Origin of the sequence: Gloeotrichia echinulata CP02 (assembly GCA_038087035.1) — a bacterium.
GTDB lineage: Bacteria > Cyanobacteriota > Cyanobacteriia > Cyanobacteriales > Nostocaceae > Gloeotrichia > Gloeotrichia echinulata.
In genome coordinates, this window is the sequence record CP051187.1 from 3,510,773 (window position 1) to 3,529,518 (window position 18,746).

Consider the following 18,746-nt stretch of genomic DNA (forward strand, 5'->3'; position numbering starts at 1 on the left):
CTAAAATCGTAACTGTAAATTAAGCCATTATTACTAACTCAAAGTAGTTAATAACGGTTAATGCAACTAATTTATTGAACCTAAAAAGCCAAAATAGGGATTTCTGAAAAACAAAAGCCGATATGTATTGTAGTGTTTGTCACAAAAAGACAAATAATATCCGTACAAACTACATATAATTGCTTATCTGTCGGTACACAAGCCCCTAAACACGTTTTGCTTTAACAAATAATTTCTGCAAAAAACAAAACGCAGAACACTAGAACAGCAGAACACTAGAACAATATAGTCATTATGGTCATTCTAAGTACCACCTGTTGACCAGTTGGACTTAAATGGTTAATGAGAAATTGCGCTGATTACGCGAGCAACAATACTAAATAGTAGATTAGTATTCTTTTTCGGTTTCTATAAGAAGAATATGTCATTTTTAGTCAAATTAAGTACATTATTTCAACAACTTCATAAAATCTTTAATTATCTGATGGTAAAATAACCCTGCATAAAAGTGTATTTTTGTATTTAAAGATATAGTAAAGTTTTAATCAGTATTTATTAATGGTGAAGAAGGCAGAAGGTTTGCAATACAGTTCAAGGGACTGTCATACCTATTACTTACGCAAGTGGCACAAAAAAATGTGAACTGGCACATATACCTCAATTAAAACTTAATGCTTGTAAGCTTTGATTTATCAGCATTCAAGCCAAATTAGTCCTATAGTGATCACCCCTCGCTATCGTCATACAAATTCTGTAAATCCTGCAGTTGAGTTCTCCGGGATTTTTGACGATATTTTTTACTTTCTAACTTTGGTTCGTATTGACTCTGACCTTTACCTTTAGTTTTCAACTTCTGAGTTGATTCTGGATCAGCTTGTTGGTGAAGGTGCGTTTGATAGGCGATCGCTCCGGTCAAAAATTCTAGATAATGTGGATATCGTTCCCAATCTCCCCGCACCACACAATCCGGCTCATCTCGATGCAGACAATCGCTAAACCGACAATTACCAACCGCTAACCGTTCTCTGGCTTCGGGGAAATAATGTATTAATTCTTCTGGGGTACAATCTAAATCAGGCTGATTAAAGCCGGGAGTATCTGCCAATAAACCACCGTTAGGCAATTCAAATAACTCCACGTGGCGGGTAGTATGGCGACCACGAGCCAGTTTACCAGAAACTTCACCCACGCGCAGATTAGCGTTGGGAATCAGCCGATTAATCAGACTAGATTTCCCCACGCCAGAAGGTCCAGCAAACACCGTAATTTTATCGTGTAAATATTTAGATAATTTGTCAAGATTGATACCTTGCTTCACGCTGATAAACAGCGGTTGGTAGCCCCAAGCCCCAAGGCGATCGCTAATTTCCTGTTGTTGTTGGGGTGAAACCAAATCGCTTTTATTCAGACATAGAACCACATCTATACCTGTAGACTCAGCCTTAATCAGAAAGCGACTGAGCTGGTAAGGTTCCAGAGGGGGGTCCGCCACAGCAAATACCAACATGATTTGATGGACATTGGCGATGGGTGGACGATCTAACTCAGTTTGACGGGGGAGAACATCAGCGATCGCCCCCCGTTCCCCAGCCCAATCTGGTTCTTCGATCATCACGCGATCGCCTACCATAACCTGCTGACCGATTTTCTTCAACCTAGCTCTGCGGGTGCAGAGCAGGAGGGGGGAATGGGGGGAGCGAGGGGGAGTATTATGCTCTTTGTCCCCTGGTTTCCTTATCCCCTGATCTTCCTCATCTAGCTGGACGCGATAAAAATTTGCCTGCACGGCTAACACCGTACCCAGCATTGAGCTAGTCTCAGAAATAGTATCACCTTTCATTCGGTAGCTACGGGACGGCGTACGTAAAGCGAAAAATAACCAGTGTTGTCAGAAATTTGTTCTACCTGATAGCCAGCCATTCTGAGGCTATCGGGAACCTGCTCAATTGGCTCTCCTGGGTCTAACCAAACTTCCAGCAAACCGCCTGCTGGCATTTTTTCTAGAACTAGTTTTGTCCGCACAAAATTAATTGGACAAGGCGTACCGCGCAAGTCCAGTTGAGCATCAGCAGATGATAGACTAGAGGGCTTCATGATTTAAAAAGATTTCCTAAAAATCCTTCTAGACCACCTTTACCAGTGCGATCTCCCTTAATTTTAGCCAGCTTTTCTAACAATTCTCTCTCCTCTGGAATGATTTTAGTCGGAATATCAATTAACACTGTAATCAAATGATCACCCCGACTAACAGGATTACCCAAACGTGGTACCCCGCGATTTTCCAGTGTTTTGACATCATTTGGTTGAGTTCCCGCCGGAATTTCTAAAGCAACTGGACCATCTACCGTATTCACTTCCAAGCGACAGCCTAAAATTGCCTGGAGGTAGCTAATTTTGATGGTTGACAGAATATTAATCCCATCTCGATGGAAACCTTCCTCCTCATTGACAAACAAATACACATACAAATCACCAGCAGGTCCACCCCGTTGTCCTGCATCTCCTTCTTGGGAGATTCGCAAACGGGTGCCATTATCCACCCCAGCGGGAATGGTAATTTTCAGCTTCTTAGTGATTTGATTTGTGCCTTTACCGTCACAAGCATCACATTTATCTTCAATTACCATTCCTGTACCATTACAGGTAGGGCAAGTGGAAACTTGAGTGAAGCTACCAAAAGGCGTTCTTGTCACCCGGCGCACTTGACCCGAACCGCTACAAGTCGAACAAGTCCGAGGGCGAGTTCCTGGTTTTGCACCCGAACCGCTACAGACATCACAAGTTTCTAGATGAGAAATCCGAATTTCTTTTTCACCGCCAAATACCGCTTCGCGAAAATCTAACTTCAGGTCTAGTCGCAGGTCATCACCCCGCGAAGGTCCGCTGCGCCGTCTTTGTTGCGTCGGACCACCCATTCCCCCAGCAAAACCACTGAAAATACTTTCAAAAATATCAGCAAAACCGCCCATGTCGCCCATATCTTGGTAGCCAGCGCCAGCAGCAGCAGCACCAGACACACCAGCTTCACCAAAACGGTTGTAACGCTCTCTGGTTTCCGGTTCAGAAAGCACTTCATAAGCGCGGTTAATTTCCTTAAAACGCTCCTCCGCACCCGATTCTTTGTTCACATCTGGGTGATACTTCCGGGCTAGGCGGCGGTAGGCTTGTTTAATTTCTTCTTTGTCGGCGTCACGAGAGACACCCAAAATTTCATAATAGTCGCGGGCCATATAGCAAAGGTAAAAGTTAGAAGGAAGAAAGCAGAAGGCAGAAGGTAGAAGGCAGAAAACAGAAGGCAGAAGGTAGAAGTTAATTTTTGTTAATAATTGATTTTACCTTTTCTGCTTCACAAAAATCACCAGCAAGTTTTGAACAACAGATACTTTCGTCGTGGGAGACGACAAAAGCTATGGGAGTTACGAGTACAATTCTAGTTTGTTCGCAATTCTAACTGCCTGAGACTGTCTCTTTTTCAATTGTGTTATTTAGGCACGGATAACCCCGCCCCTTAACCAGAGGTGCTAGCCGTACCATGAGGTGTGGAAAACCCACCAAATGAATTTTTGCATCTGTACTGGGACACCATCTACCCCACATTAATTAGCCTCTACAATCTAGCAAACTTAGGGCTTGGGGATTGCACTTCGGCTCCGCTCAGTGACCAGGGATTGGGGACACTTCGACAAGCTCAGTGCATCGCTGGGGATGGGTAGAAGTTCAAATTTTGGCTTCGGAACTCGAAACTTCAGCCTCAGAACTCTAAACTTCAACCTCAGAACTCAAAACTTCAGCTTCCGAACTCAGAATTTCAACCTCAGAACTCGGAATTTCAACCTCAGAACTCGAAACTTCAGCTTCCGAACTCGGAACTTCAGGTTCTGAACTCGGAATTTCAACCTCAGAACTCGAAACTTCAACCTCAGAACTCGAAACTTCAGCTTCCGAACTCGGAACTTCAACCTCAGAACGCGAAACTTCACTTTCTGTTGATTAACCCCCAATCCCCAATCCCCAATCCCTGGTAACAGAGCGGAGCCGTTCGCGTAGCGTCTCGCAGAGAAGTGCAATCCCTGGTAACAGAGCGGAGCCGTTCGCGTAGCGTCTCGCAGAGAAGTGCAATCCCTGGTAACAGAGCGGAGCCGAAGTGCAATCCCTAATCTATCGCCTCATAATCCACTTGTGCGGTGCTTTCTTCCTCAAAATCAAAGTTAAATTGTGGTATTAGAGTTCCATTAATTGGTTGCTCCTGTTCTGGAGGTAATGAACTCTCAGCACGCTCGTTTAGGTGATCACCATTTTGAGTGTGTACATGGTTGTACACATCAGCACCAATGGCAAATAAAGTTTGTTGGAAGTCTTCTAAGTGCTGCTGAAATTCTGTAATGGAAATACTAGAATCAGTCATTGCTGCTTGGAGTTGTAAGACTTTTTGTTTCGCCAGGTCTTTCACCTGGTCGCCGATAAAATCACCATTATTTTTTAAAGTCGATTCGTAACTAAAAAACAGATGATCTGCTTGGTTTTTCAGTTCAACTAGTCGTTTGCGTCTTCTATCTTCTTCAGCAAATACTTCGGCGTCTTGTCGCATCCGTTCTACTTCATTAGTATTCAAACCACCTGTATTGGTAATCCGAATGCTTTGTTCCCTACCCGTACCTTTATCTTGGGCAGAAACTTTGAGAATGCCGTTAACATTGATTTCAAAAGATACTTCAATTTGAGGGACACCACGGGAAGAGGGGGGAATTCCGGTCAACATGAATTTGCCGAGACTTTTATTATCCCACGCCATTGCCCGTTCGCCTTGCAGGATGTGAATTTCTACCGAAGTTTGCCCATCTATTGCTGTAGAAAAAATTTGGGATTTGCTGGTAGGAATTGTGGTGTTACGTTCAATAATTTTGGTAAATACTTCTCCTAAAGTTTCAATTCCCAGAGACAGGGGGGTGACATCTAATAACAGGAGATTATCAACTTCCCCACCTAGTACCCCAGCCTGAATAGCCGCCCCCAGCGCCACAGCTTCATCAGCATTAACAGAGCGATCAGGTGCTTTGCCATTAAAAAACTTAATCAGGGCGTTTTGGACTGCGGGAATCCGAGTAGAACCACCTACCAAAATAATCCGATCTATATCTTGTGGTTTGTGTCCTGCGTCTTTCAACGCCTGGATCATTGGTTCGATAGTAGCTGTAATTAAATGCCCTACCAGTTCTTCAAATTGTGAGCGGCTCAGTTCCATTTCTAGATGTTTAGGGCCTGTTTCATCAGCAGTAATAAAGGGCAAATTAATTGAGGTACTCATCATACTAGAGAGTTCAATTTTGGCCTTTTCTGCTGCTTCTCGCAGGCGTTGCAGTGCCATTTTGTCTTGGGTAAGATCTATTTTCTCTTGTTGCTCGAAGAGTTCCATCATCCAGCGGACAATACAGTTATCAAAATCGTCGCCACCGAGTTGGTTATTACCACTAGTTGCTTTAACTTCAAAAACTCCATCCCCTAGTTGGAGGATGGAGACATCGAAGGTGCCACCGCCCAAGTCAAAAACCAAAATTAGCTGTTCTTGGTCTTGTTTATCCAAGCCAAAAGCTAAAGCCGCAGCCGTTGGCTCGTTGATGATCCGTAAAACTTCCAGACCAGCAATTGTACCAGCATCTTTAGTTGCTTGTCTTTGGGCATCAGTGAAATACGCTGGTACGGTGATCACTACCTGACTAACCGATTCGCCCAAAAAGTCTTCCGCATCCTGTTTGAGTTTTTGCAGGATCATAGCGGAAACTTCTTGCGGTGTGAAGTTACGTCCGCGAATTTGCACATCAATTGTATCGTCTCGGCCTTTGATACAGCTATAGGGAACGCGATCGCGTTCTGTTTCCGTGTCTTCCCAACGACGACCGATGAATCTTTTGATACTAAAGATTGTATTTTCGGCGTTGGTAACGGCTTGGCGTTTTGCCATCTGGCCAACCAAGCGTTCACCACCCTTACCAAAGCCGACAATACTAGGAGTGGTGCGTCCGCCTTCGGAATTGGCGATCACAATTGGTTGACCACCTTCCAACACAGCGACGCAGCTGTTAGTAGTACCTAAATCAATTCCAATAACTTTCCCCATGCTTATCAGTTTTTTTAAGGTTTTATTTGATCGTGATGTTTCGCCGACTACGGAAACCTATGGATAAACCCGGATGCTGGTGGCAAGGGAGAAGTTTAAGCAAACAAATGTATACCAGAGCCAGCGCCCAGAGATCTCCTCTGGAGGCTTGTGTGTAGTCTAGGGGGCGTCTTTCACAGAGCCGCACTCTGTGTGAAAGCTTCTACCGCAGGGCTGCGTAATTTCGGCAAACCGTCAACAGCCCTGTGGCGGATGAGAAGACGATGCTCGCCTTTACTGGAACCAAAGCACTTGTGGTCAGTGAGGCGAGCAACTACAGATTAACTGAAGGCTTGACTCGACTGATTTTCTTGTGCTGGTGGTGCATCTGCCTTTGGTGCAGCTACCTTCACCATTGCATGACGTAGCACGCGTTCACCCAAGAAATATCCGCGTACTAACTCTTCTAACACTGTTCCTTCAGGATGTTCATCCGTAGGTTCCCGCAATACAGCCTCATGCAGGTTGGGATCGAATTCTTGACCTTCAGGGCGCATAGGGGATACACCTAGGCGTTTCAAGCTATCTACTAATTGTTTGTAAACACTTTGATAACTTTTATGAATGGCCATTTCGCCCTCACTTTGCGGTTTGAGGTGCGATCGCGCCCGCTCAAAATTATCGACTACTGGGAGCAATTCCAGAATCGTGTTCCGCTTCACCTGCAAATCTAACTCTTCTTTTTCTTTTTGCGTGCGTTTGCGATAATTCTCAAAATCTGCAGCAATCCGCATATACTGAGTACTACGCTCTTCTACTTGTGCTTTGAGAGACTCGATTTGTTGAGCCAATTCTCCTAAAGCTGCCGTTTCCACTTCTGTTGTTTCAGTCGCAGCAACGCCATTTTCTGGGGATTTTGCTGTATCTACATATACATTGGTTTGGGCGGGCACTTGCTCTGTAACCTCGCTACCAGATTCGTTGGCGTTGATTGGGGCTGAGAAATCACTGGTCATCGCTTGCTTTACCTCTATTGGTTCACCCAATTGCTGGCTTGTATTGTTTACCTGTTTATTTTCGTCGATCATTGTCTAATCATCCGAGATCTTGTATCGGCATGAAGTCAGCAGATCTTGCAACCGTGAGAATTAACGGGTGGTAACAAAGGCTGATTGCATTGCCGATATTTTTTCTTCGCTGATATCACTGTCTTTTCATTGTGGCAAATCGTGAACCCATTTCTTTGGTAAACCCCCCGTCAAGCTAATGGCACGCCTGACGGCAATACTGCGTAGGATTTGCAGGGGAGGCAGGGGAGGCAGGGGAAGCAGGGGAGGCAAAACTCAACGCCAGCCTCCATTTCTCCCCCTGCTCCAAGAGCTTGCCTCAACCAAGAAATTCCAAAACCTACGCAGTATTGCCATGCCCCATGCCCCATGCCCCATGCCCCATACCCCATACCCCATGCCCCATGCCCCATGCCCCATGCCCCATACCCCATGCCCCATGCCCACAAGGCCTATCTCCACGAATAGCCAAGTGCGTAAGTCCTGTAGTAGAGCAATTTTGGGACAAAGCAAACGAAAAATTGTAGACGGGAATTTATTAAATGTCAATGAGAATTCTTTGCCCCAGATTGGGAATACTTTAATTAAAGGTTTTCCGTACTCATTGTTCATTTATGTCCTACTCGTCATCACAACGGCGCAGTACCGCTTTAACTACAAAAACAGAGTTTTCTCCCTTTGGCACAAAGCTGGTGCAAACTGGCTATGTCAATAGCGAGCAGATGAGACAAGCCCTGGTTGAAAGCCGCAAATCTAGCATACCGCTGACGGAAATGCTAGAGTCAATCACTGGGCGACAACTATCACCTGAGTTACTTAGGCAGTACAAAAAACAACAGCTATTTGAACTAAAAATACTATACGGTGTTGAATCCCTAGATCCGGAAGTCAAGCAACTTGCTGATACGATGATGGGAGCGCTGATTGAAACCCTCATCCCGGTGGATATCTGTCGTCGGCATCGGTTAGTACCACTATCGAAAAATGAACACCAAAACCCCCACAGTGTTTTAGTGGCAATGGTCGATCCAGATAATCTGGAAGCTTCGGATGATCTCAACCGCATTTTGCGCCCACAAGGCTTGACATTGCAGCGGATGGTGATTACCCAGGAGGATTACCAGCAGTTAATTAATCAATATTTGGATGAATTGGCTGTTCGGCAAAAACATATAGAGCAAGAAAAGTATACAGACATCAATCAAGATTTAGAAAATCTGGGCAATCTTGACCTAGAAGATGCGCCCGAAGATATGGAGGCTGACCTAGGGGCGGCGATGAAGGGTGCAGAAGACGCCCCAGTTATTAGCCTGGTCAACAGAATCCTCGCTAAAGCTTTGCATGAAAAGGTTTCTGATATTCACATTGAACCCCAGGAAGAAAACCTCCGCATTCGCTTTCGGAAGGATGGGGTGCTGCGTGAGGCTTTCGACCCCCTGCCAAAGAAAATTATCCCGGCGGTGACAGCCCGATTTAAAATCATCTCCAACCTAGACATTGCTGAACGGCGTTCACCCCAAGACGGACGCATCCGCCGGATGTTTGAGGGACGTAAAGTGGATTTCCGCGTAAATACTTTACCCAGTCGCTACGGTGAAAAGATAGTACTGCGGATTTTGGATAACTCCTCAACCCAATTAGGATTAAATAAATTAATTACTGATCCTGAAACTTTACGAATTGTCCAAGATATGGTAAGTAAACCATTCGGACTGATTTTGGTGACTGGGCCGACTGGTTCTGGCAAAACCACCTCATTGTATTCTGCACTAGCAGAAAAGAACTCTCCCGGAATTAACATCAGTACCGTAGAAGACCCAATTGAGTATAGCTTACCAGGGATTACTCAAGTACAGGTGATTCGAGAAAAAGGCTTAGATTTTGGTGCCGCTTTGCGGGCGTTCTTGCGACAAGACCCTGATGTACTGCTGGTGGGTGAAACGCGGGACAAGGAAACCGCAAAAACGGCAATTGAAGCCGCCTTAACAGGTCACTTGGTATTAACTACTTTACACACCAATGATGCCCCAGGAGCGATCGCCCGTTTGGGAGAAATGGGTATTGAACCGTTCATGATTTCCAGTTCTCTGATTGGTGTCTTAGCACAACGTTTGGTGCGACGTGTCTGTTCTGATTGTCGTATTCCCTATACTCCCACAACTGAAGAACTGGCTCGTTACGGTCTATCGGCTTCCCAAGAGGTCAACATCACCTTCTACAAAGCCAATAGCTTATCAATAGAAGCAATAACGGAAGCTAAAGCCAAAGGTAATCTTTGTCCAAGTTGTAATGGTGTTGGCTACAAAGGCCGTTGTGGTGTTTACGAAGTAATGCGAGTCACCGAAAACCTGCAAACCTTAATCAACGAAGACGCGCCAACCGAACGCATTAAGGAAGTCGCAGTGGAAGAAGGGATGAAAACCTTGCTGGCTTACAGTCTAGATTTAGTCCGTCAAGGTGCCACCACCCTCGAAGAAGTCGAACGGGTAACTTTTACCGATACTGGTTTAGAAGCAGAATTAAAAGCCAAGCGCAAAACTGGTCTTACCTGTCGGACTTGCGAGGCCACATTAAAACCAGAATGGCTAGATTGTCCCTACTGTTTGAGGCCTCGATTTGAAGACTAATGGTCATTGGTCATTAGTCATTAGTATTGGTCAAGGACAAATGACAAATGACAAAGAGTAATGAGTAATGAGTAAGGAGTAATGAGTAATGAGTAATGAGTAATGAGTAATGAGTAATGAGTAATGAGTAATGAGTAATGAGTAATGAGTAATGAGTAATGAGTAATGAGTAATGAGTAATGAGTAATGAGTAATGAGTAATGAGTAATGACAAAGGGCAAAGGACAAAGGACAAATGACAAATGAAAAATGACAAATAATAAAGGACAAATAATTATGGAATTAATGATTGAAGACTTGATGGAACGGATGATTGAAATGGGTGGTTCGGATATGCATTTATCTGCAGATTTGCCACCTTACTTCCGCATTAGTGGCAAACTTACCCCCATAGGCGATGAAAAATTGACTGCTGATCAGTGCCAAAGACTGATTTTTAGTATGCTCAATAATACCCAGCGTAAAACATTAGAGCAGACTTGGGAGCTAGATTGTTCTTATGGTGTTAAAGGTTTAGCACGCTTTCGGGTTAATGTCTATAAAGATCGTGGTTCCTATGCTGCTTGTTTGCGTGCTTTAAGTTCTAAAATTCCTAACTTTGAAAAATTAGGTCTGCCAGATGTTGTGCGAGAAATGACAGACAAGCCCAGAGGTCTAATTCTAGTCACCGGACCTACAGGTTCTGGCAAAACTACCACTCTAGCGGCAATGATTGACTTAATTAACCGCACCAAAGCCGAGCATATTTTAACAGTAGAAGACCCAATTGAGTTTGTTTACGAACCTATTAAAAGTTTAGTTCATCAAAGGCAATTAGGGGAAGATACAAAGAGTTTTGCTAATGCTTTAAAAGCAGCTTTACGGGAAGATCCAGATATTATTCTGGTGGGAGAAATGCGAGATTTAGAAACAATTTCCTTAGCTATTTCCGCAGCAGAAACAGGACACTTGGTATTTGGAACATTGCACACCAGTTCTGCAGCCCAGACCGTTGACCGGATTATTGACGTTTTCCCCCATGAAAGACAAACTCAAGTGCGGGTACAGTTGTCTAACTCCTTAGTTGCAGTATTTAGTCAAACCTTGGTACCAAAGAAAAACCCTAAACCGGGTGAATATGGTCGGGTAATGGCTCAGGAAATTATGATCATCACTCCCGCTATTTCCAACTTGATTCGAGAAGGTAAAACTTCTCAAATTTATTCAGCTATTCAGACTGGCGGAAAATTGGGGATGCAAACTTTAGAGAAGGTTTTAGCTGATTATTACAAAGCGGGAACTATCTCTTTTGAAGCCGCGATGTCTAAAACTTCTAAACCAGATGAAGTTCAACGTCTCATTGGTACAACAGCACCGCCACCTGCTGCTGGTGCAAAACCTGGCGCCGCTGTTAAATCTCATTAAATTTTCATCTGGAAGTGGAATGTTCTGAGTACTGCTTTGCATAAAATTGTGGCGAATTGAGGGTGGAAATTTAAACGCAGAGGGACATGGAGTATTGCCAAATTTAATTCGCTACGAATTAATGAAATGCTGTACTGAGGTAATAAGTTTGTAATCATAGCTGTTGGTATGATTACAAACCAGTTTTTGAATTGTGAATTGTGAATTTTAAATTTAATAATTTATGCCAAATTATGTTGCTCGTATTCGGGATTCACAAGGAAAATCCCGAACAGAAAAAGTTGTTGCAGAATCCTTAGCTCAAGCCCGTACTAATCTGAGACAGCAGGGTTTTGTCATTCAAGATCTGAAAGAATCTCAAGGCTTGCAGTTCAATTTTGATTTAAAAAAATTCAAGAATTCTCTCGTTAAGGTTGCGATTAAAGACAAAGCAGTATTTTCCCGTCAATTTGCTGCTTTGATGAGTGCGGGTGTAGCAATAGTTAGAAGTCTGGGTGTGCTGGCTGAACAGTGTAGTAATCCTAAACTACAACAAGCCTTAATGGACATTAGCAACGATGTTCAAAGTGGGATGAATCTTTCAGAAGCAATGCGTAAACATCCTGACTGTTTTGATGGTTTGTATGTCAGTATGATTCAGGCGGGAGAGGTTGGCGGTGTTTTGGACGAAGTGCTAAATCGTTTAGCCAAGTTGTTAGAAGATGTTGCGAGATTACAAAACCAAATTAAATCAGCCTTGGCTTATCCGGTAGTTGTAGGTATTTTAGCAACAGGTATTTTCGTCGGGATGACTGTTTTTCTAATTCCTGTTTTTGCGGGAATTTTCGTAGGACTAGGAACAGAATTACCGCCTCTCACCCAATTCTTAATGGATTGCAGTTTGATTTTGCGAAGTTGGAAGGTTCTAGTTATTATCGCTGGGCTTGTAGCTGCAAAAACTGCCTATGGGCAATATTACAAAACCCCTATGGGTCGCGTAACAATAGATCGCTTATCCTTGAAAATGCCATTATTTGGTGACTTGATTCAAAAATCAGCAGTTGCCCGTTTTAGCCGGACTTTTGGCGCTCTGACTCGTTCAGGCGTTCCTATTCTCACTTCTTTAGAAATTGTACGGGATACGTCTGGAAATCAGGTAATTGCCAATGCCATAGATGCATCTCGTGTAGAAATTCAACAAGGAGGTATGATTAGTATTGCCTTGCAAAAAGAAAAAGTTTTTCCAGCTATGGCAATTCAAATGATTAGTATTGGCGAAGAAACTGGGGAATTAGATGGAATGTTGATGAAGGTTGCCGATTTCTATGAAGATGAAGTTGAACAAGCAGTAAAAGCATTAACCAGCGTTTTAGAACCAATTATGATCTTATTTTTGGGGGGTATGGTTGGGACAATTTTGATGGCAATGTATTTGCCCCTATTCAAGGTATTTGAAAAGCTGGGTTAAGAGTGATACCAATTTTTTATTAAGCTGCATGGAATTCGCTCCCCCGAACCGGAAAACCATATATTAAAGTCCCCCTTTTTAAGGGGGATTTAGGGGGATCGAGAGCGGTATCCTAGAAGGGGTGGGAACGTCAATCTTCAGTATTTGGTAGCCAGTTGAGAAACGGCAGCGGTAACAGAGTGCTAAGGTTAGTAATTAACACTAGTAACCACAACAATTCAAAGTTAGTTTCTGTGATTCCCAGTGTATGCATGATTGCTGCCCCAAGTAGTGAGGAAACTGCTCCTGCTAAGTTAAAAACTGACATCAACAAGGCAAAAAATGTAGCTTCTACGCCAGAGGGACAAAGCCTTGCTGCCAAAATCAACACCGGCATAAAGGCGATTTGCCCCATTACTGTCAGAATTAGACTATCACCCAAACTAAACCAATGGTCATCTATCCCTAGTAGTCGGTTGGTGTGAGTCACTAGTAGTAGGATTGTCATTCCCAAAACTGATGAAATGACCGTACTCCAAGCAAAAATCAGGCGGAAGGGAACGCTTTTGAGGAAACGTTGAAAAATCCAAATTCCAATTAAAGACGCAAAACTCGTCACCAACCGCACCCATCCTAAAAATTCCGGTTGAAAGTGTAGTTCGTTGGTGGAGAAAAAGAAAAAGGCTGAGTCAGCGCTTGGGGTAGCTTGCCAGAGGAAGATAAAGGCCGTAGGCAGCCAAATAGTTTTTTCGGTAACGGCTTGGCGTAGTTGCGCCAGTTGATGCTTAATTCTTAAGATGTTGGTATGATCACTTTGGGTTTCTTTGCTAATCGGCGACTCAGCAATTAACCAAGCGATCGCACAGATCATCAGAGGAAAGAAAGCCGTAATCCAAAAGACGGTACGTGTAGTAAAATGCTCTAGCAGCATACCGCTAAAATATGCTGTGATCAAACCTCCAAGTGCGGAACTTCCCCAGCAAAGGGATTGTAGCGAACCTGCATCGGCTTGCGATTCAGATTTTACCCGTTCGACAACCATTGAGTCAACTATCACGTCACTGACGGCGATGGAGAGGGAACAGAGGGCGATCGCTACCGTAGCTGCCCAGGTACTATGAACTATAGTGGCAAAACTTACCCACGATAAAGCACCCAGTAACCCAGCTAAAATTAAGTATGGTCGTCGGCGATAGCCAAATATCGGCAAGCCATCGGAGACAAAACCAAACAACGGCTTGATAATCCAAGGTAAGGCGACTATTCCCAATAGTGCTGACACCTCTGCTGGACTCAAATCCAGTTCATCTTTGAGAAAGAAGCTAACCGCTAGACGCGCCAACCCTACAATCCCTTCGATAAAGTAGACGGTAAGAATTGCAATTAACTCGGCATTAGGTTTATGACCGAAGAAAATTTTTTCTGTTACTGAGTCTTTGACCTTGGACAAGCCAGAAGCGTCAATGAGCATTTGATAAACATTTTTGAAGTTTTATCTACTTTTCTATCATATCCATTTCTTGCGCTTGAGATTGCTCTCTGAAATTGGTTGGGGGGCATAGGAATCGAAAAATTAACCAATGCCCAATGCCCAATGCCCGATCTCCACAAATAGCCTAGTGCGTAAGTACTGATTAGTACATATGCTCTGTCAGGGATGGCAAGAGCGCCTAAATGCTTGAGATTATGCGCTAAAATAATTACCTTTTTACGTAGAATTATTTACAGTAGATTTACCATCATTGTATTCACTAGGGTCATATATAAATTTCGTGTAAAGTATGCGTAAAACCCAGTGGTTTGAATGAATAATTACTTATGTATACAGTTTGACTGAAAAATAACACTAGTTTTGAATATGGCTATTATCAACGGTAATTCTGGTAATAATACCCTCAACGGTACTTCTGGCAATGACACCATAAATGGTCTTGCAGGCAATGACATCCTCAATGGTGACGCCGGCAATGACACGCTCAATGGTGGCGCCGACAATGACACGCTCAATGGTGACGCCGGCAATGACACGCTCAATGGTGACGCCGGCAATGACACGCTCAATGGTGGCACTGGCAATGACATGCTCAATGGTGGCACTGGCAATGACACGCTCAATGGTGGCACTGACAATGACACGCTCAATGGTGGCACTGGCAATGACATGCTCAATGGTGACGCTGGTAATGACACCCTCAATGGTGGCGCTGGTGATGACATGCTCGATGGTGGTGATGGTGATGACACCCTCAATGGTGGTGATGGTGATGACACCCTCAAAGGAAGTAGTGGTAACGACACTTTAAATGGATACGTTGGGATTGATACGGCTGATTACAGCAGTCTTGGTAATAGCATTACGCTTTTAGCAACTGGAACAGTCAATAAAGGTGGTGGTCTCGGTACAGATCAACTCGTACAAATCGAAACGATTATTGCTGATGCCACCGTAGAAGGTAACACCATAGATGTTTCTACATCTGACCCTGGCATATCAATTGACGTCAACCTGGAAACTCAAAGTCTGACAGCAAATGGGGCTCCTGGTGTCAACACCTTTACAGTCGTCAACTTCGACAATGTGACAGGTACAAATGAAAGTGACATCATTGTTGGTGACAGTCAAAATAACACCTTAATTGGCAATGGCGGCGATGACTTCATCGATGGTGGTGCTGGAGATGACAACCTCTTTGGTATTGATGGCAATGACACCCTCAAAGGAAGTAGTGGTAACGACACCTTAAATGGAGAGTTTGGGATTGATACGGCTGACTACAGCACTCTTGGTAATAGCATTACGCTTTTAGCAACTGGAACAGTCAATAAAGGTGGTGGTCTCGGTACAGATCAACTCGTACAAATCGAAACGATTATTGCTGATGCAACCGTAGACGGTAACACCATAGATGTTTCTACATCTGACCCTGGCATATCAATTGACGTCAACCTGGAAACTCAAAGTCTGACAGCAAATGGGGCTCCTGGTGTCAACACTTTTACAGTCGTCAACTTCGACAATGTGACAGGTACAAATGAAAACGACATCATTGTTGGTGACAGTCAAAATAACACCTTAATTGGCAATGGTGGCGCTGACTTCATCATTGGTGGTGACGGAGATGACTTTATCGATGGTGGCACTGGTTTTGATGGCAATGACACCATCGATGGTGGTAATGGGAATGACTTCATCTGGGGTTTCAGTGGCGATGACAACCTCTTTGGTGGTGATGGTAATGATACCCTCTTTGGTGAAAGTGGTAATAACTTCCTGGATGGGGGTAATGGGGATGACACCCTCAATGGTGGTTTTGACAATGACACCCTCAAAGGAAGTAGTGGTAACGACACCTTAAATGGAGAGTTTGGGATTGATACGGCTGACTACAGCACTTTTGGTAATAGCATTACCCTTTCACCAACTGGAACAGTCAATAAAGGTTTTGGTCTCGCTACAGATCAACTCGTACAAATCGAAACGATTATTGCCGATGCAACCGTAGACGGTAACACCATAGATGTTTCTACATCTGAGGCTGGCGTATCAATTGACGTCAACCTAGAAACTCAAAGTTTGACAGCAAATGGGGCTCCTGGTGTCAACACCTTTACAGTCGTCAACTTCGACAATGTGACAGGTACAAATGAAAACGACACCATTATTGGTGACAGCCAAAATAACACCTTAATTGGCAATGGCGGCGATGACTTCATCGATGGTGGTGACGGAGATGACTTCATCATTGGTGACTTCTTCGGTATTGGTGACAATGACTTCATCGATGGTGGTAATGGGAATGACTTCATCATTGGTGGTGACGGAGATGACTTCATTATTGGTGGCGCTGACAACGACAATCTCAATGGTGACGCTGGTAATGACTTCCTGGATGGCGGTGATGGGGATGACAACCTCAATGGTGGTTTTGACAATGACACCCTCAAAGGAAGTAGTGGTAACGACACCTTAAATGGAGAGTTTGGGATTGATACGGCTGACTACAGCACTCTTGGTAATAGCATTACGCTTTTAGCAACTGGAACAGTCAATAAAGGTGGTGGTCTCGGTACAGATCAACTCGTACAAATCGAAACGATTATTGCTGATGCAACCGTAGACGGTAACACCATAGATGTTTCTACATCTGACCCTGGCATATCAATTGACGTCAACCTGGAAACTCAAAGTCTGACAGCAAATGGGGCTCCTGGTGTCAACACTTTTACAGTCGTCAACTTCGACAATGTGACAGGTACAAATGAAAACGACATCATTGTTGGTGACAGTCAAAATAACACCTTAATTGGCAATGGTGGCGCTGACTTCATCATTGGTGGTGACGGAGATGACTTTATCGATGGTGGCACTGGTTTTGATGGCAATGACACCATCGATGGTGGTAATGGGAATGACTTCATCTGGGGTTTCAGTGGCGATGACAACCTCTTTGGTGGTGATGGTAATGATACCCTCTTTGGTGAAAGTGGTAATAACTTCCTGGATGGGGGTAATGGGGATGACACCCTCAATGGTGGTTTTGACAATGACACCCTCAAAGGAAGTAGTGGTAACGACACCTTAAATGGAGAGTTTGGGATTGATACGGCTGACTACAGCACTCTTGGTAATAGCATTACCCTTTCACCAACTGGAACAGTCAATAAAGGTTTTGGTCTCGCTACAGATCAACTCGTACAAATCGAAACGATTATTGCCGATGCAACCGTAGACGGTAACACCATAGATGTTTCTACATCTGAGGCTGGCGTATCAATTGACGTCAACCTAGAAACTCAAAGTTTGATAGCAAATGGGGCTCCTGGTGTCAACACCTTTACAGTCGTCAACTTCGACAATGTGACAGGTACAAATGAAAGTGACATCATTATTGGTGATAGCCAAAATAACACCTTAATTGGCAATGGCGGCGATGACTTCATCGATGGTGGTGCTGGAGATGACAACCTCTTTGGTATTGATGGCAATGACACCATCGATGGTGGTAATGGTAATGACTTCATCTCGGCTTTCGATGGAGATGACAACCTCTTTGGTAGTGCTGACAACGACATCCTCTTTGGTGAAAGTGGTAATGACTTCCTTGATGGCGGTGATGGAGATGACAACCTCTTTGGTGGTAATGGGGATGACACCCTCAATGGTGGTACTGGTGCAGATAAATTTGTCTTCAATAGCCTATTTGAAGGATTTGATATCATCACAGACTTTAATTTTGTTGAGAATGACAAAATCCAGGTTTCTCAATCAGGATTTGGCTCTAGTTTCTTTAGTGACTTCAGCTACAACTCATCAACCAGTGACTTGTTATTCCAAGGCACTGCATTCGCCAACATTCAAAACCCCTTATTTATTCCCTCTCTGAACATCGAGTTTATCGCCTAAAACCCAGTTATGAGACGGGTTATGCCTGTGATCGCTGTTTGACCCCCTCAACCCCACGCCTTTAGGTTGGGGAGTATGTCAAAATTACAGATCCAATACTGCGCGGTTAAACCTTTTTTGGGGATTATAGGTTTCAGCCTACATTATTTCCTTGAACGAGCAGTATTGAGTCTCGATCTACTTTCATCCTTCTTTAGGGCACAACAATTATTGTTGTGCCCTTGACACATTGTTCAAAGTTGTGGGATAGAGATTTTTTCAAATAAGCCATTAATATGTCGCTATTAATTAGCGTAGGCGTAGCCCGCCGTAGACATCGCCTAAATTCCAGTAGCACAAGCAGCCATCGGTGCTAAAGCAATCCCAGTGCTACCGATTTGTCGCGCCGCTGCGATCGCATTCATGTGGGGTAAAAATGAGCATTTGATAAACATTTTTGAAGTTTTATCTACTTTTCTATCATATCCATTTCTTGCGCTTGAGATTGCTCTCTGAAATTGGTTGGGGGGCATAGGAATCGAAAAATTAACCAATGCCCTATGCCCTATGCCCTATGCCCTATGCCCGATCTCCACAAATAGCCTAGTGCGTAAGTCCTGTATATAAGTAAATATAATATTAGTACATATGCTCTGTCAATGATGGCAAGAGTGCCTAAACGCTTGAGATTCTGCCGTAAAAATAATTACTTTTTTGCGTATAATTACTTATCGTATATTCGTTT

12 protein-coding genes are annotated in these 18,746 nt (G+C 43.8%); 5 read left to right on the forward strand and 7 right to left on the reverse strand.

Features of this window, described 5'->3' with window-relative positions:
* Positions 1 to 724: 724 nt before the first annotated feature.
* The 3 genes from rsgA to dnaJ are packed head-to-tail and all read right to left on the reverse strand — an operon-like array spanning position 725 to position 3,230.
* The gene (rsgA, locus tag HEQ19_15400; protein ID WYM00694.1) at positions 725 to 1,840 is read right to left on the reverse strand and encodes a small ribosomal subunit biogenesis GTPase RsgA; all 1,116 of its coding nucleotides are present in this window, start codon (positions 1,838 to 1,840) and stop codon (positions 725 to 727) included.
* Complete coding sequence (locus HEQ19_15405; GenBank protein WYM00695.1) at positions 1,837 to 2,094, reverse strand: sulfurtransferase TusA family protein; 258 nt, start codon at positions 2,092 to 2,094, stop codon at positions 1,837 to 1,839. The genes rsgA and HEQ19_15405 overlap by 4 nt, the downstream gene beginning before the upstream one ends.
* Positions 2,091 to 3,230 carry a molecular chaperone DnaJ gene (dnaJ, locus tag HEQ19_15410; protein WYM00696.1) on the reverse strand — a complete coding sequence of 380 codons (1,140 nt, stop codon included), beginning with the start codon at positions 3,228 to 3,230 and terminating at the stop codon, positions 2,091 to 2,093. Before dnaJ ends, HEQ19_15405 begins: the two co-directional genes overlap by 4 nt.
* 309 nt (positions 3,231 to 3,539) lie before the next feature.
* Here dnaJ and HEQ19_15415 point away from each other — a divergent pair, with 309 nt between their 5' ends.
* A complete protein-coding gene (locus HEQ19_15415) occupies positions 3,540 to 3,713 on the forward strand; it encodes a hypothetical protein (protein WYM00697.1) in 174 nt (57 codons plus the stop codon).
* A 440-nt stretch (positions 3,714 to 4,153) separates the two neighbouring features.
* On the opposite strand, the gene dnaK is transcribed toward HEQ19_15415, so the two are convergent.
* Positions 4,154 to 6,115 (reverse strand): molecular chaperone DnaK, encoded by a 1,962-nt coding sequence (gene dnaK, locus HEQ19_15420; GenBank protein ID WYM00698.1) that lies wholly within the window; start codon positions 6,113 to 6,115, stop codon positions 4,154 to 4,156.
* 320 nt (positions 6,116 to 6,435) lie between these two features.
* Positions 6,436 to 7,182, reverse strand: coding sequence for a nucleotide exchange factor GrpE (gene grpE, locus HEQ19_15425; protein WYM00699.1), 747 nt, complete (start codon positions 7,180 to 7,182; stop codon positions 6,436 to 6,438).
* A gap of 593 nt (positions 7,183 to 7,775) precedes the next feature.
* Between grpE and HEQ19_15430 the strand changes: the two genes are divergently transcribed.
* Positions 7,776 to 9,788: an ATPase, T2SS/T4P/T4SS family gene (locus HEQ19_15430; protein WYM00700.1), complete on the forward strand. Its 2,013-nt coding sequence runs from the start codon at positions 7,776 to 7,778 to the stop codon at positions 9,786 to 9,788.
* Positions 9,789 to 9,808: 20 nt separating this feature from the next.
* On the opposite strand, the gene HEQ19_15435 is transcribed toward HEQ19_15430, so the two are convergent.
* On the reverse strand, positions 9,809 to 10,030 hold the full coding sequence (locus tag HEQ19_15435; GenBank protein WYM00701.1) for a hypothetical protein: 222 nt from the start codon (positions 10,028 to 10,030) through the stop codon (positions 9,809 to 9,811).
* Between the two features lie 34 nt (positions 10,031 to 10,064).
* Between HEQ19_15435 and HEQ19_15440 the strand changes: the two genes are divergently transcribed.
* Positions 10,065 to 11,192: a type IV pilus twitching motility protein PilT gene (locus HEQ19_15440; protein WYM03429.1), complete on the forward strand. Its 1,128-nt coding sequence runs from the start codon at positions 10,065 to 10,067 to the stop codon at positions 11,190 to 11,192.
* A gap of 223 nt (positions 11,193 to 11,415) precedes the next feature.
* Positions 11,416 to 12,639 (forward strand): type II secretion system F family protein, encoded by a 1,224-nt coding sequence (locus tag HEQ19_15445; protein WYM00702.1) that lies wholly within the window; start codon positions 11,416 to 11,418, stop codon positions 12,637 to 12,639.
* Positions 12,640 to 12,769: 130 nt separating this feature from the next.
* Here the strand turns inward: HEQ19_15445 and HEQ19_15450 are convergent, their stop codons facing one another.
* Positions 12,770 to 14,089 carry a folate/biopterin family MFS transporter gene (locus tag HEQ19_15450; GenBank protein ID WYM00703.1) on the reverse strand — a complete coding sequence of 440 codons (1,320 nt, stop codon included), beginning with the start codon at positions 14,087 to 14,089 and terminating at the stop codon, positions 12,770 to 12,772.
* A 387-nt stretch (positions 14,090 to 14,476) separates the two neighbouring features.
* Between HEQ19_15450 and HEQ19_31060 the strand changes: the two genes are divergently transcribed.
* A complete protein-coding gene (locus HEQ19_31060; protein ID WZI66923.1) occupies positions 14,477 to 18,022 on the forward strand; it encodes a hypothetical protein in 3,546 nt (1,181 codons plus the stop codon).
* Positions 18,023 to 18,746 lie beyond the last annotated feature (724 nt).

Bases quoted from the DNA above. Each gene is read 5' to 3' on its own strand.
- HEQ19_15405 (WYM00695.1), bottom strand. From the start codon at position 2,094: ATGAAGCCCTCTAGTCTATCATCTGCTGATGCTCAACTGGACTTGCGC.
- rsgA (WYM00694.1), bottom strand. From the start codon at position 1,840: ATGAAAGGTGATACTATTTCTGAGACTAGCTCAATGCTGGGTACGGTG.
- dnaK (WYM00698.1), bottom strand. From the start codon at position 6,115: ATGGGGAAAGTTATTGGAATTGATTTAGGTACTACTAACAGCTGCGTC.
- HEQ19_15440 (WYM03429.1), top strand. From the start codon at position 10,065: ATGGAATTAATGATTGAAGACTTGATGGAACGGATGATTGAAATGGGT.
- HEQ19_31060 (WZI66923.1), top strand. From the start codon at position 14,477: ATGGCTATTATCAACGGTAATTCTGGTAATAATACCCTCAACGGTACT.
- grpE (WYM00699.1), bottom strand. From the start codon at position 7,182: ATGATCGACGAAAATAAACAGGTAAACAATACAAGCCAGCAATTGGGT.
- HEQ19_15450 (WYM00703.1), bottom strand. From the start codon at position 14,089: ATGCTCATTGACGCTTCTGGCTTGTCCAAGGTCAAAGACTCAGTAACA.
- HEQ19_15430 (WYM00700.1), top strand. From the start codon at position 7,776: ATGTCCTACTCGTCATCACAACGGCGCAGTACCGCTTTAACTACAAAA.
- dnaJ (WYM00696.1), bottom strand. From the start codon at position 3,230: ATGGCCCGCGACTATTATGAAATTTTGGGTGTCTCTCGTGACGCCGAC.
- HEQ19_15445 (WYM00702.1), top strand. From the start codon at position 11,416: ATGCCAAATTATGTTGCTCGTATTCGGGATTCACAAGGAAAATCCCGA.